Here is a 20,961-nt window from a genome sequence, read left to right on the forward strand (position 1 = left end):
ATCCTATCTGGAGTAATACTCCACAATTAATTGTTCCTCATAATCGGCGTCAATTTGATCTCGAGTTGGAAGGGCCACTACTTTGGCCGTCGCAGACTGCGCGTTTAATTCTAACCAAGTTGGTAATTTATAATCGGAACGAATAACAGCTCCCGCGAGCGTTAAAGTATCATTAACACCAACACTGTAACTAGGATGCGTAACTTTAATGCCATTAACCGTAGCTTTACCGGAGACTATGGATTTACGAGCAGCGGCCCGCGACATCGCCAAACCACTTCTAAACATAGCATTATCAAGGCGTCGCTCCAAAAGATTTAATAAAACCTCACCGGTTACTCCGGTTACCCGAGCCGCTTCTTCATAATAGTTTCTAAAAGCTCGTTCTAAAAGTCCGTAGGCTCGCTTAACCCGTTGTTTAGCCCGCAGTTGTAACCCAAAGGCGGAAGGCCGTCGTTTGGCATTACCGTGCATTCCTGGTGCTTGTTGCTTTTTATTTAAAGCGCACTTAGGCCCACTACAACGCAGTCCCTTTAGGAATAGCTTTACCCCCTCGCGACGACATAATCTGCATTTTGGTCCGGTGTATCTAGACATAAATTAAACGCGCCTCCGTTTCTCGGGCCTACAACCATTGTGAGGAATCGGGGTTACATCGGCAATTGACGTGACCTGAAGCCCAGCGGCCCGTAAACTCTTGATAGCATTTACACGACCCGATCCCGGTCCTTTAACGAAAATACTAACCTCCCGAATTCCGCGATCTAAAGCCTTTTTAGCGACTTGCTCGGCCGCCATGGAAGCGGCGTACGGGGTAGCTCTTTTAGAACCTTTAAAGCCGCTGGAACCGCTGCTACTCCAAGCCACTACTTTATCATCACCAGTCGTAATCGTAATAATAGTATTATTAAACCCCGCCATAATGTGGGCCTTGCCGTACGGATTACTATTTACTTTTATTGCAGTGTTCGCCATAATATTATGTCTTTTCTAATGATTTCTTACCACCGGAGCCACCAACTGTAATCTTCTTACCACGACGAGTTCGGGCGTTAGTCCGAGTTCGTTGCCCACGGGACGGTAAATTCCTTTTGTGGCGCCAACCTCGGTAACTGCCAATATCTTTTAAGCGACGGATATTAGAAGCCACGGTGCGACGTAATTCGCCTTCAGTCACAATGTGATTTTTTTCTACAATTGCTCGTAACTTGGCCAAATCCTCATCGGTGAGATCTTTTACCATTAAATACTCCGAAATTCCCGCTTCTTTAAGAATCTTTTGAGAATTAGGAATTCCAATCCCGTAAATATAGGTTAAAGCGACTTTCATTCGCTTATTATTTGGTAAATCTACTCCTACAAGTCTAGCCATAATTTAACCTTGTCGTTGTTTGTGCTTTGGGTTTGAGCAGATAACCCGAACCACGCCTTCTCGGCGAATTACTTTACATTTTTGACAAATTTTCTTAACGGAAGCGCGCACTTTCATGTTAATAAATCATTTACTCCTAAAAACGATCCGACCACGAGTTAAGTCGTGCGGACTAAACTCCACTCTTACACGGTCTCCTATTAAAATCCTAATCGAAAAACGGCGCATCTTGCCGGAGATTGTTCCCAAAGCCTTTGTGCCGTCATCTAGATCAATTCTAAAATTAGCACTAGGCAGTGATTCCACCACAATTCCCGATTTTTCAATTAAGCCACTGTTTTTTCCCATAAAAGATCTCCCCTATTGAGGAGAACATTGACGGAACTTTATCAAATTAAGACGCCGCTGTCAACACTTGCGGGCCGTTTAATGTTACGGCAACCGTATGTTCAAACAGACCGGCAATACTACCGTCAGAAGTGACAATAGTCCAGTCATCAGAACTTGTTTTCATATCGCCCTCGCCAAAGCAATAAATAATCTCAATGGCCAGCACCATGCCTTCTTTTATAGTCACGTCGGAGCCCATTAATAACACTCCCGGAATATCGGGATCTTCGTGTAGTGATCTGCCAACGCCGTGTCCAGTCAGTTCGTAGACCACGCCATAACCATTTTTCTCCTCAATTTCTTCTTCTATGACTCGACTAATATCAGAAATTTTATTACCGACGCGAGCCTTATCAATAGCTTTATCTAGTGTAATTTGACCGACCTCAAGGAACCTCTCAATAATATTGTCTTTCGTGACGTCGCCACAGGGGACGTAAACTGTAGTCGCGGTATCAGAATGCCAACCGTCCAAAATGACGCCGAGATCTATTTTGACGACATCGCCGGCTTTAATGATGACGTCTTTTGACGGCAGTCCGTGCACAATGCCGTCGTTAACGTTAATGCAAGTGCCAAATTTGTAACCGGAAACAGTTTTAAAAGATGGCTCGACTTTATTTTCAGCCATGAGCCCTTCAGCAAAGTTGTTGAGTTCCAGCGTCGACACACCTACCCCAACCTGAGCGGCGGTTTTTTTAAGAATTTCCCCAGCAATTATGCCGCTAGCTCGCATGGCTTTAATATCTTCTGGAGATTTAATAGTTATAGACACCCCTCTATTTTATCATGAAATTATAAGTGATTACGACGATTACTGAATATTTAGTACCACGGTTAACACTGAAGAGGTAAAAACAGCTATGTAAATCGATAAAATAAAGTAAATAACTAATTTCTCTAACTTCGTCGCTGGAACTGCAGTTATTACAACTAGTGTTTTAGCAACCCTATCATGCCAAGATTGATGTTTCTTATCAAAAACTGAAACAAAAAAGCCAATTGTAAAATATAGTATAAGTAATGCTAAAAATATAATTATATTTAAAGCTAGTACATTAGCGATCACAAGATTAACATCAACCGGAAGTAGGTTAAGTAATTTATCAAGACCGCAAGTAAAGATAACAAATTCTAATATACCGGCGCCTACAATTAGTAGAACAGCGTGCAACCTAATTAAGCAACTACTTAATTTAAGTCGATCACCGTTTTCGTCAATCACCGAGATTCCAAGAACACTGTTTCCAGGGGTGCGGCCATGGTTTTTAAACCAGAAAAAACAGAAATAAAGAACTATGAAAACAAAATGAAAGAAAATAGATATACCGTCGCCATCTCCAGAAACTCGATGGTAAGCAGGGTTTAAATAATCATATACGTTACTGGCTACTCGATCGATATAGTAATAAGTAAAATTTATTAATATTACATCGATTACTAAAGCAAGTGCTCGTCGCCAAAAACTGGCGTACTTTGGAGGAATCGAGATAATTGAAGTTGCGTTGATGGTATCAGGGTGATTTTTTATAGTTGCTGTCACACGGCCATTTTATCACGAGCAGGGGCTAAAGCGAATTGTGAGTCGGCAGTCGAGAGCGTCCGCGAGCCTCATCAAGAATTTGACAGAGGGGTTAGCTAAACCACTTTCTAACCTGGAAACTACTGCTTGCTTGGTGCCCATCTTTTTAGCCAGCTGAGTTTGCGTTAAACCTTTTTCCATCCGCGCTTTAAGAACCGCTTCCATAGCGGCATACTCCGGTTCTGCACGATCATATGCAGCTTTAATCTTTGGATTCTTCAAAGCCTCTTCAATAAATGGTGTTACATCTGGATATTCTCTTTTCATATAACTTATATGTTATATAATTTCTTTATATCTGTCAATGGCTTTTTTGATTTCTTTCGGAGGTGTTTTCTGACTTTGCTTCTTAAAACCATGCAGAAGATAAAAATCATTATTAATTATCGTATAAAAGATACGAACATTTATTTCCCCGGTAATCCGGAGCTCGTAAATATGGCTGGAAATCTTTTTACTAATTGGTGGTTTTAGAAAGGGGCCGTACTCCTTAAGCATTCTTACCGCGTTAATATATTTACCATAAGTAGACTCGTCCAATGTTTCTACGAATTCCTGAACAGGCAATTCCTCTCTAGAAGTTTTATAGAACTTAACAAACCAACTCACAAATAAATTCTAACACCAACAAGACGTAGGGGCGGGTTTTTCCCGCCCCGAAGGGGCCCCTTCGGGGCCCGCAATTTCAATTCGCGTAATTTTCTAAATAGCCTCAGCTTTTACAACGATAAGCTGAAACTGGTTTAAAATCTTTAAACTTAAGAAATGGTACTTTTGTACCTTTAAACCAGGAAAGTAACCTTGCGGCATACGCTGGAAAAGAACCTAAGTCAAACTCCCCACCGCAAATTGGACATTTTCGATCTGGTTTCATAAACACCACCTAGTTATTTAGTGAGTATTAGTTTTTACCCACTTTTGAAAAATATCAAATAAATAACTCAAACTTAATGGCGATGTACTTACTGGTGTCATATAGGCAGCCAAAGCAACACTAAGTGGAATGTATACCACAATAGAAATAATTGGAACCACTAAATACCCTAACAAATACATGCTTGTAGTGGCTGGACCACCATCTTCAACAACGATAGTCTTCGCAATTTTGTCATGCCAGGTTTGCTTCTTTTTGTCGCGGTAGGCCCAAATATAACCAAGCAGAAATACGTATGAAGAAACGAGAGTAAAAATCTGACGTAAACCAGCAGTAACCCAATCAATTGGCCGACCATCTTCCCGAACAATTCGAATTTTCACTAATTTCTTTCCGGGTGTTTGGCCATTTGTTTGCACCCAAAGAATTACATAGTATAGAAAAGAGATCAAATAAGAAATATTACTAGCAATCGCTGTAGGAATTATTTTTCCAAGAACAACGCGTAATAATAACGTAATACAACCAATAATTAAACCATCGACCGCTAAAGCAGCGCCACGACGGTAGAATCCTGCATAATTGGGTTGATTAGAATTTATTGGAGCCGTCGAAACGGACGGGTTGTTGAGAGTAACTTGTTCCATAAATTTATTTTTGCCCTCCTTTAGGCAACGGAATAATACCAGCCATATCACCAATCACGTTAACAAGTTCTTTGTCGCTGGGAACGATTATTTTAGAGTTATTACTTAAAGCTTTTTCCACGGCTTCAATACGGCGGAGCACCTGAGCGTTACCGACGAAGTATTTTTCCGCGGATTCGTTAACGAGTTTTATAGCTTCGGCTTCGCCTTCGGCCTCTAAAATATTGGCTTGCTTAATACCCTCGGCTTTCTTGATTTCGGCTCGCTTTTGGCCATCTGCGGCCGTTTCGGTCGCCGTAGCGTAATCAATGGCAGCGATCTTCTCGTTCTCGGCTTTAACAACTTTATTCATCGTTTCCTGCACGTCTTTAGGCGGATCAATTTCTTTAAGTTCGGTGCGAACAATTTCCAGACCCCAAGAGCCGGTTTCATCACGGAGTGTTTTCTGTAACTCAAAATTAATGCGACCGCGCTCGCTATTAGCTGACTTTAAAGTCATGGTGCCGATAATGTTACGGAGAGTGGTGCGGGCTAAACTGACGATTTGGTAGTAATAATTATTAACACTGTATTGGGATTTTTTAACGCTGTCTTCGTCGTTCTTGACTTTAAAATAAACTTGGGCGTCGACGGTGGCGTTTAAATTATCGTTGGTAATAATTTCCTGAGGTTCGGCATTGACCATTTGTTCAGTGACGTCAACCGTGGCGATGCGGTCAATAAAGGGAATAATCCAGTTAAAACCGGCATCGGCAAAATGATGATACTTACCAAGACGCTCCACCACACCGCGATGAGTGGGCCGAATAATTCTGATCCCGGCGAAAAAGACGAAAACTAAAAGGCAGATTATTAAAAATAAATACATAGATTATTTACATTCTAGGGCGCTTTAGGCCACTGTCAAGCCCAGTGCTACCTTAATATCCGAAAAAATCTTGGGGACCGGCTGTTCACCATTAATGACTTTAAGAATTCCGGCCACTTCGTACATTTTTAAAATCGGCTCCGTTTCGCGATGATATATTTCCAAACGCTTATGAACAATTTCTGGGGTGTCGTCCTCACGGCGCCGCAGTAACAACCGCTCAATGGAGATTTTGTCGGAAACTGAGAGTTGCACTGCGTAATCAAATCTGATTGGTGAATGCTGCGCCTGATAAATATTCCTAGGGAAGCCATCCAGTATCACCCCTTTTTGGTAACTGGGTTTTCTAAACTCGACCGATAAGACCGCGAAAGTATCCTCGTCTGTAACTAGAAGACCACGCATGATTTTGTCGCGAATCCGACGCGCCATTAATGAGTTACCATGTTCTAAACTTCGGAAGATATCGCCGGTCGAAATTGCCGGAATACCAAGAACGGCAGAGAGGAGACGCGCTTGAGTGGATTTTCCGCAGCCCATTGGTCCCAAAATGACTATGTTCATACTGAATTCCGATTACATCTGCCCTTGAAACTTCTTCGCCAGTTTTTTCTGGGTCTCTTTAAACGCCTTGTTGATCGCTTCCCGAAGCCGTTTGTCTTCAACGCCACCAACTTCCAGACTTTCGACTCTAAAGTCACCGCGCATCTTTATTTTTACCCCGTGCTCCTCTGTTTCCAAGAACATCTCTTCCATTTGCTTTTTCATAGCCAGCTGTTTTTTTATGGTCGAAGCTTGATCTTTTTTAGCGTCTATAAAATCAGTAATTTTAGACATATATCATTTCAAAAAAGAATCGTAGTCACGGGTCACCAGTAAAGACTCGACTTGCTTTACTGATTCTAGCACAACCGAAACTACGATTAGAACACTGGTACCGCCAATGGCGAGAGAAGCGGCTGTCGCGAATAAATTCTGCATTAGTGATGGCAGAACTGCAACGAGACCGAGGAAAATTGCTCCAGACAAAGTAATGCGAGCCAGAATCCAGTTTAGAAAGTTGACTGTCGGCTTCCCCGGCCGAATTCCCGGGATAAACCTACCACTTTTCATAAACTCATCAGCAATTTTTTCAGGATTAAACGAAATTACAGTATAAAAGAAGGTGAAAGCCACCACCATCACAAAGTAAAAAATATTATAGACTGCTTTTTGAGGAGTAAAGTTAACAATTAACCAATTGGCAACGGCTCTAATTTGCGGCTCCGAGAAACGTTGTAAAAATTGACCCAGCGAGGCCGGCAACATTACTACTGCCACCGCAAAAATAATCGGCATCACCCCGGCCTGATTCACTTTTAACGGTAAGTGAGTTGGGGCTTCACTGTAACCTCCGGTACTATTAGTGCGACGCGCCACGTGAATTGGAATCCGGCGCTCCCCTTCGTTAACGGCCACAATGGCAATGATAATAGCCACCGCCGCCACTCCCAGCGCAATTAAATTAAAGGAGTTTTCGGGAGTAATAGTTTGGGTTAGTGACGAAAAGGCCGAGGGCAAACGGCTTAAAATGCCGGCGGTGATAACCACCGAAATTCCGTTACCAATGCCATATTCCGTGAGTAATTCTCCCAGCCACATCATGATCATCGTTCCGGCAACCAGTGTGATGATCAGAGTCCCCAGCTCCCACCACTGCAAACTCCCGAAAATATTGATTTGTTTGGAAAGTAGAAAATAGAGGCCAACGGCTTGAACGATGGCGAGAGGAACAGTTAAAAGACGGGTCCACTGATTAATCTTTTCGTACCCTCCCGGCTCTTTTTGCAAAGCTTCGATTTTTGGCAAGGCCATCCCTAGTAACTGAAAAATAACGGAAGCGGTGATATAAGGGTTAAGGCTTAAACTGGCGATTGAAAAATGTTGTAAATTCCCACCACTAAATAAATCAAAAAGACCAAAAAAAGCGTTGCGAGAGAGCAAATCGCGTAGCTTACTAACGTCAACGCCAGGCAGAGGAATATTTGACAGAACCCTAAGGAGCGCCAAAATCAGGATAGTAAACAAAATCCGCCGTCGCAACTCCGGCACCTCCCACATATTGCGAATAGTTCGAATAATTTTATCGATCATAAAAGAATGGTCAGGGTGACAGGATTCGAACCTGCGGCCTCCAGTACCCCATACTGGCGCGCTACCAACTGCGCCACACCCTGTAATTACGCCAGTTCATGATAGCATACCAATAATACAAATTGTCATTCCGGGCTTGACCCGGAATCCAGTCAACAGATTAACAATTGGATCGAATTACTGGATTCTGAATCAAGTTCAGAATGACAAATTATTAAAATAAACTTACCTGACTCTCATCTACCTTCTTCACATTCCCAGCCACTTTAATTGTGCTCTGATCCATATTTAAAATACCGGGAATCTTTAGGAAATCTTCTTTTAGGACCCGCTTTACATTTTCGCTCCGAAGCGCTGCGGCGGGATGGTAAAGAGGGAAAATAATAAAATTACCAACTTTCTTCGGAACGCCATGGTCCTTACTGATTTTAGAGTCCTTTAAAAAGTGCTCCAAGGCGAACTTGCCAAGAGGAATTACTAATTTCGGCTTGATAGCCCGCAGCTGATCATCTAAATATGGTGTGCAGGCCCTAATTTCATCAACCATCGGTTCCCGATTGTCGGGCGGCCGACATTTTACGATATTACCAATCCACACATCTTGTCGAGTTAAGCGAATGGTCTTCAGTAACTCTGACAAAAGCGCTCCGGACTGGCCCACGAACGGGCGCCCCTGTTCATCTTCATTCATACCTGGCCCCTCGCCAATAAATACAATTTGCGCTCTGGGATTACCCTCGCCGGGCACCGCGTTTTTACGGCCATGACAGAGTCGACATTTCTGGCATTTAGTCACCGTGGACGCAATTCTTTTTAGTAAGTCATCATTTCCCATAAATCACAAGTCATTCCGGGCTTGACCCGGAATCCAGTAACTTGATCCGATTTATAATCGGTTGACTGGATTCCGGCTCCGGGGCCGGAATGACAAGTTTCTAGTATCGTGGCATGAAATCTTTAATATTATTTGAGGTAATAGTTACCGCTGTCGCTTTGCCCTCTACGATTTGGAGGACAACTTTGCGACAGACAGCTTCAATAATTCTTTGCAAACTTCGGATTCCCGAATCATAACCCAAGGGGCGAATTAATTTCGGCCAAATCTCGTCACTAAAAGACAGCTGCTCACTTTTGAGTCCTGTCGCCTTCATCACTTTTGGCAGTAAATAATTTTTAATGATTACTTCCTTTTGAGAATCGGTGTATGAAGGCATTTGAATAATTTCTAAGCGATCCATAAGCGCGGCCGAAAAAGTCCCAATATTATTAGCGCTACAAATAAACATCACATCTGACAGGTCCAAAGGATAATCAAGATAATGATCGCGAAACGAAGTATTCTGCTCAGGATCAAGTAGTTCGAGAAGGACAGCCATAAAGTCACTGCGTAGCCCTTGTTCGCCACTGACTTTATCCATTTCATCAAGCAGAATTAAGGGATTTCTGACTCCAGTCCGAATCAAAGCTTTAACAATTTGGCCCGGTTCCGGGTCCGGTAAACTTTTGCTTTTACCACGCAGTTCGGTCGTTGTGCCGAGGGCGCCCATAGAAATCCGGATAAATTTTTTGCCAAGGGCTTCGGCTACAGACCGCGCCATAGTCGTCTTCCCAACGCCCTGCAACCCAACCAAACAAAGTACCGTGGCTTTTTCCATTGGTTTGTCAGCCTTCTGTTCAATTAACATTTTTTGGACGGCCAAATATTCTAAAACTCGCTGTTTCACATCGTCTAGTCCGTAATGATTTGCATCAAGCACTTTCTGCGCGTTAGCGATATTTAAATTATCTTTAGTGTAATTTCCCCAGGGAATTGAAAGGACGGTTTCTATGTAAGTGCTTAAGGTATCAAACTCTGAAGAATAATTAGAGACATGCGAAAGGCGATTAAGTCGGTCCAGCATCTGAACCAAGCGTTCTTTTAGACCATCCGGGAGCCCCTTCGCGGCCGATACTTGGTCGTTTAGTTTTTTTAGTTCAATAAAGAGGAAATCTTCCGCCACGAACTTAGTTTAGCAGAATTAAGTTAGAGTTTAAGCAGTTTTTCAAGTGTTACAGTTTCTTGGCTGCGGGCAATCATATCTTTTACGGCGACCGTGCCGTCTTTTAGTTCCGTCTCACCAATAATGAGCGCTTTCCCGATCTGTTTCCGATCAGCGTATTTAAGTTGCTTCTCGAGTTTGTCGGATTTTCCAAGCCAAGTGACTACGTTTTTACCAGATTCTCGTAATTTAGTGGCCACTTCAAACGCTCTTTTTTGGTAACCGTCCGACTCGGAAGGCCAAACAGTGACTAAGAAGTCGATTGTATTCTCCATCTTTGGTAACAGATTCCAGTTCTTTAAAAATTCTAAAAAAGTGTAGTCACCAAGAGCAAAGCCGGTCGCAGGTAGTTCGTAATCGCCAAAGATATTTATTAGCCGATCGAAGCGTTCCCCGCCAAAAAGCGACCGCCGATTATTTGGGTTCTCATCGTAAACTTCATAAACAAAACCATCGCTATAATCAAAGCCACGAATAATCGAGGGGTCAAAGCGGCAATATTCATAAAGTCCCGCGTCTTTGAGAAGACTGACTAGTTTCTGAATGGCTAAATATCCTTCGTTTTTATTAAGTAACTCATCGGAAATAATACTCGGTAAATCTTGAAACTTGGAACTTAGAAATTTGTTAACGGAATCGACTTGACCTTGTTTTAGACCCAAGTCAAGTAAGGCAGCATCGAAATCCTCCTGAGATAACTTACCCTTCTTGTCCATCAACCTTCTTACTTTTGTTTGCAATTCTTCTGACAATCCCAAGACGTTCCCTAACAGTTCAGCGACTAATCTTCGATCGCTAAACCGCACGCTAAATTGCTCTTGTTTAGCCCCAAAAGCTTTAAGTAAAGAAATGATTAAAGAGAAAATTTCAAAGTCGGCCGTAGCTCCCGCTTCGCCAAAAATGTTAGCTTCGAGTTGGTAAAATTCGCGCCCCCGGCCTAGCTGTGGCTTCTCAAAGCGCCAATTATTGCCGATCATAAACCAGCGCACAGGCTTTGGCAGTTCCTCAAACTTCTGAGCAATCATTCGGACTGTTCCCGGAGTCAGTTCTGGTCGAACGGCCAGTTTGCGGCCACCTCGGTCTTCAAATGAGAACAGTTGGTCGTTGACGATTTCCGATCCAGACTTAGCCGCAAAAATTTCTAGAGGCTCAATGATCGGAAAATCATATTCTTCAAAACCAAACGATAAGCACACCTGTTTCCAAGTGTTAAAAATATAATTCCGGATTTTCATATCCTCCGGATAAAAATCCCTCGCCCCTTTATAAGGCTGGGTGCTTAGTTTTTCGGCTTTTATTTTTTCCATCCCCGTGATTATAGTTTAAAAAGGGTAACAAATGTAGTGACCAAGTTGTTATTGGATATAACAACGGTAAATTAAAAGTTAATAAGTAATAGTTGCAGTACTTTTGAGTTCACCATCTATATACAGTTTTAACTCTTTATTCCCAACGCTCCAAGTAAAAGCAATCATATGCTTTTTAGATTTATCAAGAGTGGATACGTCACATTCAACGTCAGTTCTGCCTTTCCCGATGTAAACGTGAAATACCTTAATCTTTCTATCAACGTCCTTGATAATTAAAATGGATCCACCCAAAGGATTAACCTGAAGCAATTGGATGGCCTCATTGCTTTGGAAGTCGACTTTGTTCTCGCTTATCCAGAACTCAATTGTTCCTTCTAATATGCTACTTTGGTTTAGGTTATTTCCCATGTATTACCTCCATACTATTATTCATATATAGATTTTCTATTATACCTTCATTTTTCACAGTTTGCTGCTGTTTTATTGAAGAGATTAGTTTATAAATTGCTTTAGTACCACTTTTTAATTCACGTATAACCATGAATATTGAAAAAGGAAAACCAAGTATAGTAACAATATTCGCTAAAACCGAGATTTGCTCAGCCATATTGATAATAAATTATGATCAAATCCTGAGGACATTATAATACAAAAACTTTGGGAAGATCGTTTTTAGTTAGGAAATATTTCGTCCAGACAATTAACTGCATATTTTTGTCCAAAATAAAGATTTGCTGTGATTGTAGCATCACTACCTTTTAAATTCTGTTCGTAGCTAAGTGAGCTTAAACTATCTGCTGGTACTTTAACGTCTCCAAGATTTGAAAGTTCTTCTAGACTACTTGGGAACTTGCCAGTTTTAAGTTGAAATAAATTGCAGGATAAAGCAAGGCGTTGTGTAAGACTCCTCAAGTTAGTATTGTGTGTTATTATCGTGCTATACAAAGTACGCCCAACGAAAGCAAATGTTGTAACTAGGATTACTAGTGAAATTGCTATCTTCTTTTTCCTAACATCAGTCATAAGCAATTAATAGTAAACAGCACAAGCTATCAGTTGTCAAAGATAAAGGATTAGCCACAATTAGCCATTAATTACTCTTTCGTCCCAACGTTAAAAATCGCCCGCCAGGGTTGGTAGAGGTGACTTAAAATTTTCTCTGGAAATTATTTTACGACCGGTTTTTTGTTCCAACTCTTTCCGAGCATTTTTGGCTACTCGCCCTCCCCGTACCGCCGGAATTTTATTTTCTGTAAAACCACTAGCCCCAACGGTCTCCGCTATTTGACGGGTCGAAAGTTCTGCCAGCGCGGTAAAGATTAACTCCGCCTCCGTCATATGATCCCTTAGGTTTTCCGTTTTCAAGTTTTTTAAGTTTTTATGCTGCTTTACAGTTAGATCCGACCATTCATGATGAATAATATTTGTTAAAACGGCGTATTCATTTTGCTCTTTCACATCATGCGATTTCCAATAATCTGTTAATTTATTTCTGGTTTCCTGGCCTGTCATCCTCTGTTGAATCCATTTCTCACTCCGACCGTACTTTTTCCAGTTTTCACGAGCGCGGTTTAGGGACCTCTCCGGATCAGCACTTTCCTGGATTCTTTCGTAACCAACTTTAGCCAACCATAGCTTAATAGGCTCAGCCTTGGGACTGGGGACTGATTGGATTAGTCTTAGCAATGTTTCGACGTCCGCAACGTCTGTCATGCGCATTTTTCCGTCTTCCGCTGGTAATTTCAACCGGTTACATTTTGTAACCACTTCACTACCCTCAGCTAATAGTCGGCTTTTTAAGACCTTCCAATAGTTCCTCGCCGCTTGGAAATGAGGTTGTAAAGTTAAAGCTCGGACGATGTCGATAACAGAAAAATACCAGGTTTCAGAACCCTCATCGAAGTGGCGACGGATCTTGTAGCCATCGAAAATAGCCAATGTATCTACAGAGTCCTTGACCATATACAAAGTATACTACTACTCTTTCGTCCCGACGTTAAAAATTGCCCGCCAGGGTTGGTAGTGACTCACAAAAGTATCGTCTTGGAGGACGGAACCCGCGCGAGTAACTTTGCGGTAAAAGGTGACATCGGCGCCCGAGGCGCTAAAGTCAGTTTGTAAAGTCGTCCCTTTTGGTAAAGTCGGATCGTCTTGATATAAAGTGGCCGGAGCCGGTTGATTATTGGTGACGACAGGACCGTTCATAGCAACCAAGCGACCGTCTGAAGTTCCAAAAATCTGGAAACCCAAAAAGTTTTTATTAATGTCAATTTCTCGCTGAATTAAAATGTAGTTCGGCGTGTCATTCCTAAAGACTAGATCGACGCCTGGATTGTAGACCGTCGCATCTAGTCCTACAGGCGGTTCGTAATAGTGAACACGATACGCGTGAGCCGTGCGACTAATGATTGGAAGCCCGGCATTTAAAGCCGCCCGAAAAAGAGTCGTCGATACTTGGCAAAGACCGCCCCCAGTACCGAGTATCGTCCGACCGTCAGAGATAATATAAGCTTCGTCATAGCCGGTCGCCGCGCTCACCTCACCGACCAGATTATTAAACGAGATTTCGGTGTTCGGCGGAATTAAAGCCCCACTGATCCGACCAGAGGCGACGTCAATATTATGAATTCTCCCCGGGATACTGCCATAAAAATTTGAAGTCCCCTCTCCAATTAATTCGTTGATACCATATTCATTGCCGCTTTTGGGGGCTGGCGTAGTGTTGACGACCAGAGCGACAGACTTCGGCGTTGTCGTCAACTCTAAGGCTTGCGCAATTGCCGCCGCCGATTCTGTCACTTTTAACTCGTAACCCGGCTGAGAGGGTTTAAAGTCAACTACTTTATTATTATCTGTTTTAAAGACTTCGCCCCGACTATCAGCGTTAAGGTCTGCGGCAATTGTCGTTAAGTAATCAGTGATAACAGTGGTATTAGCGGAGACGGTGACATTACCTGGTGACTTGGTAAAAGTTAGAAAGTGCAACAATTGACCCGGCGTTAAAGACCAACTTTTATTATTGAAAGTAACTTTAGTTAGTGTTGTAACTTTAGTCGACACAGCATCGTTAATCGCTTGCAGGTCAGCTTGGTAAATCTGGGGCTTTGATGCAATTAGAGGCAAAGTGATATCTGAATAATCAAACTTGGACCATTTACTTAATAGCTGGGATTTGACGGAGTCTTCAGAGATAATCCAACCGCTATTTTCGGAAGTAATAGTAAATGTCCCGGAGTCAAAACTAAAGCTGGCGTCGTGAGCCGGTTTAGCTAATTGCAACGATACATTAGTAATTATTTTCGACAATTTCTCACTATTATATGAATAGATAGGTTTAATAATTCGTAAATGCCTAGCCACTTGCCATTTAGTAATTAACTCAGATATAAAATCACCACTACGACCAACGTTGTAAGCCATTTCGGCAGTCTTCAGAGCGTTATATGTAAAGTCTATGTCGGCCGCGGTTACCGGAAAATTCTTGTCGCCGAAAGTTAAAGCTGAGCTTGGGGAAGCGGTATCATAAGTGCGATTGATAATATCTAAACTTTGAGCTACGGACTTACCACCAAGATTTGTTTGGCCAAAATAGACTCCTGGTATAATTTTTCCAGCGTAATAAAAATTAAAGATAGCGTAGGCTATAAACGGAGTGGTTAAAAGAAAGCCGAGGAATATAAATCCGAATCGACGGATCACGTCCGCACCTCCCAAGCAGAACGGGCAATCGCCGCATCCTTTGCCGTCAAGATTTTAACAACCACCCCCATCTGTACCATTACAAAATCTCCAACTTTAACATCTTCTCCACCAGCTAGGGCGTCGCGCGTTTGACCCGGATAGGCGACCGTCACCCGCTGGCCTTCAACATTTAGAATCTTCCCAGGAATTGCAAGGCACATATTCTGCTATCATTATAGATGTTATGGACCAGACAGTCACGAGTATCTTAAGTAAGAAGTTGGTGGTTGGTTGGTTCTCGTTCACTTGCTCCGAGGATAGCACGATACTCTTGACGGAAATGCTTAACACTCATTTTGATGATTGGGTTAAATTAGTTGAGTTTAAACATTTTAAAACTCTAAAATCCGACAATGATTTATCAAATCTGGACGTGGCTTTTATCGAAGGGGCAATTTCATCCGATTCCCAAGCCGTGGACGTTAAAAAGATTCGAGAGAATGCTAAATACGTGGTGGCCATTGGCGCTTGCGCTTGTACAGGGATGCCATCGAGTTCCCGGAATGCTTTTGGGGACAAAGAAATGACCGGAAAAATAGGAGACTATTTTAAACGTTTTGATTACAGTGCTAAAGTGCAAAAGTTAGAAGATGTTATTAAAGTAGACGATAAAGTCGATGGCTGCCCAATGAATGCCGCCAAATTTACTGAAGTTTTGAGTAAATACCTAACATTATTTAAGATAAATAATTAACGCTCTCTTCGTTCGCTACCAATTTATCGAGGCGAAAATTGTAAAAATTACGATATGCATCAAGAAGAAATCACGATTGAAAATATCACAAAGATTGAGGGCACTGCGGGCCTGAATGTAACTGTCACTGACGGCAAAGTTACGGATCTTAAATTTATAATTAAAGATTACCGTCGTTTTTATACCGAAGCCGTAAAGGGTAAACCAATTGTGGCCGCCCCGGCGTTTCTATCGCGAATTTGTGGCACTTGTTCCGTGGCCCATACTTTTGCCGCCATTAAAGCTCTAGAAAAATCACAGGGTATTGAAGTTTCGGAGCAAACAAAGCTCCTGCGACGTCTCGCTTACGACGGTCTGATGATTAGAGACCATGCCCTTCACCTTTACTTTTTCGTTCTACCAGACGTTCTTGGCATCGATTCAATTTTGGACATCTCCGACGATCACGATGACCCGGCCCACACTCTTCTTCACGATTCTTTCGATATAAAAAAATTGGGATCAGATATTACAGACGCCATAATTGGCGCCGCTATTCATGCTCCCTACCCTACCGTTGGTGGCTTCCTTAAACTTCCGGACCAATCCAAGTTCGCGGATCTGATCACCCGTTTGGAAAGAATTCGACCCCAAGTCATCCGTGGTATTAAAACCTTCGCGGAGTACCCTGCGACTCTCACCCGCAACTCCGACTACCTAGCTCTTCGAAATGACAAGCAGTACGATTTTCTAAACGGCGAAATCATTAACTCTAGCGGTAAGAAAGTCCCAGAAAAGCAGTTTCACGATTTTCTAAAATCGGTAGTTATTCCCTATTCTCAAGCCGAGGGCTACGTCTTTTCCGACAGTCATGAAGATTATTTAGTGGGGTCCTTAGCCCGAATAAATTTCAATAAAGATTTACTGAATCCACTAGTGAAAGCGGAAGCTAATGAATACTTAGGACTCTTCCCCTCAAATAATATTTACCATAATAATTTAGCTCAAGCGATTGAAATTTTACAATGTGTGGAAGACGCCTTAAGTATTCTGAAGACTTTAAAAATAGTTGATGAAAAACCGATCCGAAAACCGCCTCAAGCCGGTATTGGTGTGGGTGTCGTTGAGGCCCCTCGCGGCACGCTCTACCACATGGCTAAAGTGAACGGCTCTGGAATAATTGAAGATTATGATGTTATAGTTCCCACAGCCCAAAATCAAATAAATATCGAAAATGATTTAAAGAAATATTTTAACGAGAATTTAAGTAAAGATCGTAAAATTTTAAAATTAGAAGCCGAAAAAATTATTCGAGCCTATGACCCATGCATGTCTTGTGCCACTAACTTTTTAAAAATCGAATGGACCGACGAGTAATCAACTTCTGGTGACATCGGTAGCCCAACGATCGTAACTTTTCCTAACCTCCCTAATTTTTTTAAATATTTGAGCTGCAACCCTAAATCAAAATCATGGGCCGAATTCCGCGGTGACAGACTCAAATGATTAAGTTCCATGTCAGACAAGACTTTGGAAAAGTCTAGTCCAGCGATGACGTCCAAGATAACAACATCCTCAGAATTTTCAAAAGGCAAATCCGCATTCGGTTTTACAAATTCAAACTTAATTTGACCACCAAAATCAACCACCAACTTTTTAGCAACCTCCATCGCCAATTTATCTTCGTTAACATCTTCATTTCCAAAAACGTAAACATTCATATAGTGAATAGATTCGATCGTAGGGGCTTAGCCTGCTAAGCCCGCAACGATTAGTATATAATAAAGACATTAAAGGAGAACAAATGGACAATAAAGCCTTAGGATTATTAGTAAGATTCGCACTGTCGGCCAAGTGCTCATCGGAGATTAATACGCAGCTGCTTCTAGACTGTATAAAAACCGGTAATTACACAGGAGTAGAAACCGAACTTAAAAAATTTAAGTTTCTTTACTCCTATTTACGCTTAATCTCTGAAGTGTTTGTTACTTCGCCATTTACTTACGAAGTGGCACGTGCCTACTGCTTTGGAGACAGCAGACTAACAAAATTCGAACATTTCCACTTTTTAAGGCTACTGCAGATATATAAGGAGCAAGGAGTAAAACCACAACTCATCGATAGGCTTCGAACAAATTTACTAAATAAATTTGTACCCCACCACGACCAAAAGGTGCTACATGCCGACGTTATTTTGGTTGGATTAACTGGAACCGAGGCGACAGATGCAGCCAATAAATGTCTGGTCCGTGAAGGAACGGTTACGGATATTTTGAATGGATTTGTTACGTTAACTTTGCGCTCGGTAAACCACGTCGGAGGTACATTCAAACCGAAGACTTTGACTGAAGAGTTGCTGGTAGCTCGTTGTTTCGTAAGCGGAATTAAGGTTGGTGACACTGTGGCAGTTCATGGCGGATACATTATCGCTATTTTAACAAAAGAGGAGAAGAAAAAGATTGAAGACGCCTTAAAGTTGGTACTTAAGTCGTTTTAATTTAAAGGCCAAACGATTTTACCAGTTTCGTCGGTAATGATAATGGCCTTGGTGGGACAGGACTGAGCTGCGAGTAGCAAGTTTTCAGGACTGTCCCCACTTTTTTCCGAAATGACCGCTTTATTCTCACCATCAAGCGTAAAGGTGTCGGGAGAAACCGCCAGACAAGAAGCCGCCCCAATGCACAAACTTCGAATGACTTGCAACTTATATTTTCCCACTTGCACCACTCTATCTTCCATAAGATTACGATACCAAATTAATAATACTTTGAAAACAGTTTACTTAAATCTGGTTTCGTCGGTTGACGCGATACTAATGTCTGAGACGAAATTTGAGGCACTTGCGATTCCGCGGTGGCTTTTACTTCTTTGTAAATTAGGCCAAGTGGTATCTGCTTTTCGCCCCATTCTAAAGCTTTATTAAAAGCCGTGATTTTATTAGTGTGATCATAATCTGCCGGTAATTGGTAAGTATTTTGCTGATAAAACTGATGAGTACAAACATTATTAAATGTTACGCAGGGTTGCAAAATATCGATTACTGCCAGTCCTCTATGTTCGTTGGCTTGAATAATTAAATCCGTTAAGCCATGAATATCACCGGAAAAACCACGCGCCACAAACGTTGCCCCGGAGGCAATCGCTAAAGCTAAAGGTGGAAACGGATAATCGGGATTTCCAGCAGGTGTTGATTTAGATTTAAAGCCGTGTTGTGAGGCCGGTGAAGTTTGCCCAGTGGTTAAGGCGTAAATGGCGTTATCGTGAAGTAACACAGTCAGATCATGATTCCGACGGCAGGCGTGAATAAAATGGTTGCCACCTTCCCCCAGCATGTCGCCATCTCCAGTGAACACGAAGACGTTCAAGCGATTATTGACGTATTTAACCCCTTCGGCAACGGGCAAAGCTCGACCATGTAAACCCTCAAAAGAGGTTATTTTCGTAAAATTGACGATGTGGCCATGGCAACCAATCCCCGCGACGAGTACCGAATTGGTATTATCCCAACCTTTTGCAACGCAGGCATTTTTAAAAGCGGCCCAAATGGTTAAGTTCCCACACCCCGGGCACCAATTGGGAAAATATGGCGTGGTTAAATCTTTAAGAGAAGTCATAATTTTTTTGATAGCACAGAATCAATCTTAGCGGTAATTTCTTCAGGATAAATTGGCCGGCCGTCATATTTTAAAAACTGATCCGAAATTTCAATACCGGTTTTTTCGCGAATTAAAGCAGCGAGTTGAGCAGTATAATTACATTCGACATCAATAATATGTTTCGATCTCGACAAAATATCGCAAACCGCTTCGACTGGGAAAGGACTTAGCCAAGTTAAATGTAAAAAGTTAACATTATCAAAATTTTTAAGAGTCTCTATTATCGCCCCTTTGTTGCTTCCCCAAGAAACCAATGTGACATCAGCGTCTTTCGGACCTAGCAATTCCGGATCCGGCATGTCCTCTTTAGCACAAGTAATTTCTTTCTGCTGACGTTTTTTAGTCTGCGCAACATGATTTAAAGCTTCTTCGCTAGAAAATCCAATTTCGTTATGCTCATCAGAATTTGTGACAAAGAAATTACCGCTCCCCGGAAGGGCTCTTGGTGAAATTCCAGAATCTGTGACAGCGTAACGCTGATAATTAGTATCAACAGGGACTGTAGATAGCGAGTTGAGCCCGGCGAAATCCTCCATAGCCGCCGCGGCGACGGAGTGATCATTCTCACATAAAGTCTTATCAACCAGCAGAATCACCGGTGTTTGGTATTTACTGGCTAAATCCAGCGCTTGTTTAGTGAGATTAAAAGCTTCAGTGACATCACCAGCAGCTAGAACAATTCTTGGAAACTCGCCTTGATGAGCATGTAGCACAAATTGCAAATCGCCTTGACTAGTCCACGTAGGAAGACAGGTCGCGGGACCCGGACGCATTCCTTCGATGATGACGAGTGGCGTCTCCGCCATCGCCGCGAGGCCCAGTCCTTCAGTCATTAAACAAAAACCCCCACCGGAAGTTGCAGTGAGCGCCCGCGCCCCGGCATAAGAAGCTCCAATCGCCATATTAATAGCCGCAATTTCGTCTTCCGGCTGCTTGTAAATAAAACCATACTCATTCTGTAGTGATGCAAGAACAGACAGAAGTCCAGTGATCGGAGTCATCGGGTAAATCGCCGCGAATTGCAGACCCCCGGCAATTGCCCCTAAAGCCAAGGCCTCATTGCCATTAACGACCATTCTTTGTGGAGCATCTTTGACGGAAGTTAAGACCGTTCCTAAATTCTTAGAAAAATTCTTAGTCGCATAATCGTAGCCCAATTGCGCCGCTTTCAAGTCACCCGCCACCTCCCCACCCGAAAAGTTTTTAAAAATAACTTCTTTCAGAATCGTTAAGTCGCCACCAAGCAAGGCCGCCGTCACTCCCAAAGCCACCATATTGGCAATCAGCTCGTTACTACCTATCTCGCGAGCCAACCTCGAAAGTGGTGCTTGGCAAACAACTACCTCTTTAGCTATTTTTGTGAGATCCAACTTTCGATCGATATCGATGACAATTTGTGACCCAGACGCGAGTTCTCCTCCATAACGATTAATCGTTTCCTGATTAAAAGCGATTAAAAAATCAGTAGCTAGGCGCGGCGCGGTGACCGAATCTTTCGAGATATTGATCTGCATCATATTGTGCCCGCCTTTTATGAGCGACCCGTATTCGGTGTGGGTATAAATATGGTAACCGGAGCGCGTCGCTAACTTTGCAAAAATTAAACCGGTCGACTTAATGCCCTGCCCTGCTTCACCACCAATTTTAATTGTGTAGATATTTTGACTATACATAGA

General features: G+C 42.4%; 31 protein-coding genes and 1 tRNA gene. 3 read left to right on the forward strand and 29 right to left on the reverse strand.

From position 1 onward, the window contains the following. Positions 1-3 precede the first annotated feature (3 nt). From rpsD to NT141_04390, 25 genes are all read right to left on the reverse strand, one after another. The gene (rpsD, locus tag NT141_04270) at positions 4-597 is read right to left on the reverse strand and encodes a 30S ribosomal protein S4 (protein MCX6784245.1); all 594 of its coding nucleotides are present in this window, start codon (positions 595-597) and stop codon (positions 4-6) included. Positions 598-600: 3 nt separating this feature from the next. Then, positions 601-975 carry a 30S ribosomal protein S11 gene (gene rpsK / locus NT141_04275; GenBank protein MCX6784246.1) on the reverse strand — a complete coding sequence of 125 codons (375 nt, stop codon included), beginning with the start codon at positions 973-975 and terminating at the stop codon, positions 601-603. A gap of 4 nt (positions 976-979) precedes the next feature. After that, positions 980-1,372 (reverse strand): 30S ribosomal protein S13, encoded by a 393-nt coding sequence (rpsM, locus tag NT141_04280; GenBank protein ID MCX6784247.1) that lies wholly within the window; start codon positions 1,370-1,372, stop codon positions 980-982. 3 nt (positions 1,373-1,375) lie between these two features. Then, positions 1,376-1,489: a 50S ribosomal protein L36 gene (gene rpmJ / locus NT141_04285; protein MCX6784248.1), complete on the reverse strand. Its 114-nt coding sequence runs from the start codon at positions 1,487-1,489 to the stop codon at positions 1,376-1,378. Positions 1,490-1,498: 9 nt separating this feature from the next. After that, a complete protein-coding gene (gene infA, locus NT141_04290) occupies positions 1,499-1,720 on the reverse strand; it encodes a translation initiation factor IF-1 (GenBank protein MCX6784249.1) in 222 nt (73 codons plus the stop codon). A 46-nt stretch (positions 1,721-1,766) separates the two neighbouring features. After that, positions 1,767-2,537: a type I methionyl aminopeptidase gene (map, locus tag NT141_04295; GenBank protein MCX6784250.1), complete on the reverse strand. Its 771-nt coding sequence runs from the start codon at positions 2,535-2,537 to the stop codon at positions 1,767-1,769. Between the two features lie 39 nt (positions 2,538-2,576). Continuing rightward, entirely contained in the window at positions 2,577-3,305 is a 729-nt protein-coding gene (locus NT141_04300) for an RDD family protein (protein MCX6784251.1), read from the reverse strand. A 12-nt stretch (positions 3,306-3,317) separates the two neighbouring features. Next, positions 3,318-3,611 carry a helix-turn-helix transcriptional regulator gene (locus NT141_04305; GenBank protein ID MCX6784252.1) on the reverse strand — a complete coding sequence of 98 codons (294 nt, stop codon included), beginning with the start codon at positions 3,609-3,611 and terminating at the stop codon, positions 3,318-3,320. A gap of 12 nt (positions 3,612-3,623) precedes the next feature. Beyond that, positions 3,624-3,953 (reverse strand): type II toxin-antitoxin system RelE/ParE family toxin, encoded by a 330-nt coding sequence (locus NT141_04310; GenBank protein ID MCX6784253.1) that lies wholly within the window; start codon positions 3,951-3,953, stop codon positions 3,624-3,626. 103 nt (positions 3,954-4,056) lie between these two features. Next, the gene (locus tag NT141_04315; GenBank protein MCX6784254.1) at positions 4,057-4,218 is read right to left on the reverse strand and encodes a hypothetical protein; all 162 of its coding nucleotides are present in this window, start codon (positions 4,216-4,218) and stop codon (positions 4,057-4,059) included. Between the two features lie 17 nt (positions 4,219-4,235). Then, entirely contained in the window at positions 4,236-4,865 is a 630-nt protein-coding gene (locus NT141_04320) for an RDD family protein (GenBank protein MCX6784255.1), read from the reverse strand. 4 nt (positions 4,866-4,869) lie between these two features. Next, a complete protein-coding gene (locus NT141_04325; protein MCX6784256.1) occupies positions 4,870-5,733 on the reverse strand; it encodes an SPFH/Band 7/PHB domain protein in 864 nt (287 codons plus the stop codon). 24 nt (positions 5,734-5,757) lie between these two features. Then, entirely contained in the window at positions 5,758-6,297 is a 540-nt protein-coding gene (locus NT141_04330; GenBank protein ID MCX6784257.1) for a nucleoside monophosphate kinase, read from the reverse strand. 12 nt (positions 6,298-6,309) lie between these two features. Beyond that, complete coding sequence (locus tag NT141_04335) at positions 6,310-6,570, reverse strand: hypothetical protein (GenBank protein ID MCX6784258.1); 261 nt, start codon at positions 6,568-6,570, stop codon at positions 6,310-6,312. Between the two features lie 3 nt (positions 6,571-6,573). Continuing rightward, complete coding sequence (gene secY, locus NT141_04340) at positions 6,574-7,866, reverse strand: preprotein translocase subunit SecY (protein ID MCX6784259.1); 1,293 nt, start codon at positions 7,864-7,866, stop codon at positions 6,574-6,576. Between the two features lie 7 nt (positions 7,867-7,873). Then, positions 7,874-7,949 (reverse strand) — tRNA-Pro (locus NT141_04345). Between the two features lie 131 nt (positions 7,950-8,080). Beyond that, the gene (locus tag NT141_04350; GenBank protein MCX6784260.1) at positions 8,081-8,701 is read right to left on the reverse strand and encodes a uracil-DNA glycosylase; all 621 of its coding nucleotides are present in this window, start codon (positions 8,699-8,701) and stop codon (positions 8,081-8,083) included. 100 nt (positions 8,702-8,801) lie between these two features. Continuing rightward, positions 8,802-9,866, reverse strand: coding sequence for an AAA family ATPase (locus tag NT141_04355; GenBank protein ID MCX6784261.1), 1,065 nt, complete (start codon positions 9,864-9,866; stop codon positions 8,802-8,804). A gap of 23 nt (positions 9,867-9,889) precedes the next feature. Continuing rightward, complete coding sequence (gene hisS / locus NT141_04360; protein ID MCX6784262.1) at positions 9,890-11,212, reverse strand: histidine--tRNA ligase; 1,323 nt, start codon at positions 11,210-11,212, stop codon at positions 9,890-9,892. A 78-nt stretch (positions 11,213-11,290) separates the two neighbouring features. Further along, a complete protein-coding gene (locus tag NT141_04365) occupies positions 11,291-11,623 on the reverse strand; it encodes a hypothetical protein (protein MCX6784263.1) in 333 nt (110 codons plus the stop codon). Then, positions 11,613-11,822 (reverse strand): hypothetical protein, encoded by a 210-nt coding sequence (locus NT141_04370; protein ID MCX6784264.1) that lies wholly within the window; start codon positions 11,820-11,822, stop codon positions 11,613-11,615. Before NT141_04370 ends, NT141_04365 begins: the two co-directional genes overlap by 11 nt. Before the next feature lie 65 nt (positions 11,823-11,887). Beyond that, on the reverse strand, positions 11,888-12,238 hold the full coding sequence (locus NT141_04375) for a hypothetical protein (GenBank protein ID MCX6784265.1): 351 nt from the start codon (positions 12,236-12,238) through the stop codon (positions 11,888-11,890). A gap of 90 nt (positions 12,239-12,328) precedes the next feature. Further along, on the reverse strand, positions 12,329-13,177 hold the full coding sequence (locus NT141_04380) for a BRO family protein (GenBank protein MCX6784266.1): 849 nt from the start codon (positions 13,175-13,177) through the stop codon (positions 12,329-12,331). Between the two features lie 15 nt (positions 13,178-13,192). Continuing rightward, a complete protein-coding gene (locus NT141_04385; protein MCX6784267.1) occupies positions 13,193-14,914 on the reverse strand; it encodes a VanW family protein in 1,722 nt (573 codons plus the stop codon). Beyond that, positions 14,911-15,117: a HypC/HybG/HupF family hydrogenase formation chaperone gene (locus tag NT141_04390; GenBank protein ID MCX6784268.1), complete on the reverse strand. Its 207-nt coding sequence runs from the start codon at positions 15,115-15,117 to the stop codon at positions 14,911-14,913. Before NT141_04390 ends, NT141_04385 begins: the two co-directional genes overlap by 4 nt. Before the next feature lie 23 nt (positions 15,118-15,140). Between NT141_04390 and NT141_04395 the strand changes: the two genes are divergently transcribed. Together NT141_04395 and NT141_04400 are read left to right on the forward strand one after the other, a co-directional pair. Then, positions 15,141-15,650 (forward strand): hypothetical protein, encoded by a 510-nt coding sequence (locus tag NT141_04395; GenBank protein MCX6784269.1) that lies wholly within the window; start codon positions 15,141-15,143, stop codon positions 15,648-15,650. A gap of 54 nt (positions 15,651-15,704) precedes the next feature. Further along, entirely contained in the window at positions 15,705-17,006 is a 1,302-nt protein-coding gene (locus NT141_04400; GenBank protein MCX6784270.1) for a Ni/Fe hydrogenase subunit alpha, read from the forward strand. On the opposite strand, the gene NT141_04405 is transcribed toward NT141_04400, so the two are convergent. After that, the gene (locus NT141_04405; GenBank protein ID MCX6784271.1) at positions 16,946-17,350 is read right to left on the reverse strand and encodes a hypothetical protein; all 405 of its coding nucleotides are present in this window, start codon (positions 17,348-17,350) and stop codon (positions 16,946-16,948) included. The two genes, NT141_04400 and NT141_04405, sit on opposite strands and share 61 nt — an antisense overlap. 83 nt (positions 17,351-17,433) lie before the next feature. On the opposite strand from NT141_04405, the gene NT141_04410 reads away from it, so the two are divergent. Then, positions 17,434-18,126, forward strand: coding sequence for a DUF6390 family protein (locus NT141_04410; protein ID MCX6784272.1), 693 nt, complete (start codon positions 17,434-17,436; stop codon positions 18,124-18,126). Here NT141_04410 and NT141_04415 read toward each other — a convergent pair. The 3 genes from NT141_04415 to NT141_04425 are packed head-to-tail and all read right to left on the reverse strand — an operon-like array spanning position 18,123 to position 20,958. Then, the gene (locus tag NT141_04415) at positions 18,123-18,368 is read right to left on the reverse strand and encodes a ferredoxin (protein MCX6784273.1); all 246 of its coding nucleotides are present in this window, start codon (positions 18,366-18,368) and stop codon (positions 18,123-18,125) included. The genes NT141_04410 and NT141_04415 overlap by 4 nt on opposite strands. A gap of 17 nt (positions 18,369-18,385) precedes the next feature. Continuing rightward, on the reverse strand, positions 18,386-19,243 hold the full coding sequence (locus NT141_04420) for a thiamine pyrophosphate-dependent enzyme (protein ID MCX6784274.1): 858 nt from the start codon (positions 19,241-19,243) through the stop codon (positions 18,386-18,388). Then, positions 19,240-20,958 (reverse strand): 2-oxoacid:acceptor oxidoreductase subunit alpha, encoded by a 1,719-nt coding sequence (locus NT141_04425; GenBank protein ID MCX6784275.1) that lies wholly within the window; start codon positions 20,956-20,958, stop codon positions 19,240-19,242. The genes NT141_04420 and NT141_04425 overlap by 4 nt, the downstream gene beginning before the upstream one ends. Between the last annotated feature and the right edge of the window lie 3 nt (positions 20,959-20,961).

It is taken from the genome of candidate division WWE3 bacterium, from assembly GCA_026396615.1.
Classification (GTDB): Bacteria; Patescibacteriota; WWE3; order JAPLWK01; family JAPLWK01; genus JAPLWK01.

What these genes read in the sequence shown, in the direction of transcription:
- rpsD (MCX6784245.1), bottom strand. Translation starts at nt 597, where the DNA reads ATGTCTAGATACACCGGACCAAAATGCAGATTATGTCGTCGCGAGGGG.
- rpsK (MCX6784246.1), bottom strand. Translation starts at nt 975, where the DNA reads ATGGCGAACACTGCAATAAAAGTAAATAGTAATCCGTACGGCAAGGCC.
- rpsM (MCX6784247.1), bottom strand. Translation starts at nt 1,372, where the DNA reads ATGGCTAGACTTGTAGGAGTAGATTTACCAAATAATAAGCGAATGAAA.
- rpmJ (MCX6784248.1), bottom strand. Translation starts at nt 1,489, where the DNA reads ATGAAAGTGCGCGCTTCCGTTAAGAAAATTTGTCAAAAATGTAAAGTA.
- infA (MCX6784249.1), bottom strand. Translation starts at nt 1,720, where the DNA reads ATGGGAAAAAACAGTGGCTTAATTGAAAAATCGGGAATTGTGGTGGAA.
- NT141_04305 (MCX6784252.1), bottom strand. Translation starts at nt 3,611, where the DNA reads ATGAAAAGAGAATATCCAGATGTAACACCATTTATTGAAGAGGCTTTG.
- NT141_04315 (MCX6784254.1), bottom strand. Translation starts at nt 4,218, where the DNA reads ATGAAACCAGATCGAAAATGTCCAATTTGCGGTGGGGAGTTTGACTTA.
- NT141_04320 (MCX6784255.1), bottom strand. Translation starts at nt 4,865, where the DNA reads ATGGAACAAGTTACTCTCAACAACCCGTCCGTTTCGACGGCTCCAATA.
- NT141_04325 (MCX6784256.1), bottom strand. Translation starts at nt 5,733, where the DNA reads ATGTATTTATTTTTAATAATCTGCCTTTTAGTTTTCGTCTTTTTCGCC.
- NT141_04330 (MCX6784257.1), bottom strand. Translation starts at nt 6,297, where the DNA reads ATGAACATAGTCATTTTGGGACCAATGGGCTGCGGAAAATCCACTCAA.
- NT141_04335 (MCX6784258.1), bottom strand. Translation starts at nt 6,570, where the DNA reads ATGTCTAAAATTACTGATTTTATAGACGCTAAAAAAGATCAAGCTTCG.
- secY (MCX6784259.1), bottom strand. Translation starts at nt 7,866, where the DNA reads ATGATCGATAAAATTATTCGAACTATTCGCAATATGTGGGAGGTGCCG.
- NT141_04350 (MCX6784260.1), bottom strand. Translation starts at nt 8,701, where the DNA reads ATGGGAAATGATGACTTACTAAAAAGAATTGCGTCCACGGTGACTAAA.
- hisS (MCX6784262.1), bottom strand. Translation starts at nt 11,212, where the DNA reads ATGGAAAAAATAAAAGCCGAAAAACTAAGCACCCAGCCTTATAAAGGG.
- NT141_04365 (MCX6784263.1), bottom strand. Translation starts at nt 11,623, where the DNA reads ATGGGAAATAACCTAAACCAAAGTAGCATATTAGAAGGAACAATTGAG.
- NT141_04370 (MCX6784264.1), bottom strand. Translation starts at nt 11,822, where the DNA reads ATGGCTGAGCAAATCTCGGTTTTAGCGAATATTGTTACTATACTTGGT.
- NT141_04375 (MCX6784265.1), bottom strand. Translation starts at nt 12,238, where the DNA reads ATGACTGATGTTAGGAAAAAGAAGATAGCAATTTCACTAGTAATCCTA.
- NT141_04380 (MCX6784266.1), bottom strand. Translation starts at nt 13,177, where the DNA reads ATGGTCAAGGACTCTGTAGATACATTGGCTATTTTCGATGGCTACAAG.
- NT141_04390 (MCX6784268.1), bottom strand. Translation starts at nt 15,117, where the DNA reads ATGTGCCTTGCAATTCCTGGGAAGATTCTAAATGTTGAAGGCCAGCGG.
- NT141_04395 (MCX6784269.1), top strand. Translation starts at nt 15,141, where the DNA reads ATGGACCAGACAGTCACGAGTATCTTAAGTAAGAAGTTGGTGGTTGGT.
- NT141_04400 (MCX6784270.1), top strand. Translation starts at nt 15,705, where the DNA reads ATGCATCAAGAAGAAATCACGATTGAAAATATCACAAAGATTGAGGGC.
- NT141_04405 (MCX6784271.1), bottom strand. Translation starts at nt 17,350, where the DNA reads ATGAATGTTTACGTTTTTGGAAATGAAGATGTTAACGAAGATAAATTG.
- NT141_04410 (MCX6784272.1), top strand. Translation starts at nt 17,434, where the DNA reads ATGGACAATAAAGCCTTAGGATTATTAGTAAGATTCGCACTGTCGGCC.
- NT141_04415 (MCX6784273.1), bottom strand. Translation starts at nt 18,368, where the DNA reads ATGGAAGATAGAGTGGTGCAAGTGGGAAAATATAAGTTGCAAGTCATT.
- NT141_04420 (MCX6784274.1), bottom strand. Translation starts at nt 19,243, where the DNA reads ATGACTTCTCTTAAAGATTTAACCACGCCATATTTTCCCAATTGGTGC.
- NT141_04425 (MCX6784275.1), bottom strand. Translation starts at nt 20,958, where the DNA reads ATGTATAGTCAAAATATCTACACAATTAAAATTGGTGGTGAAGCAGGG.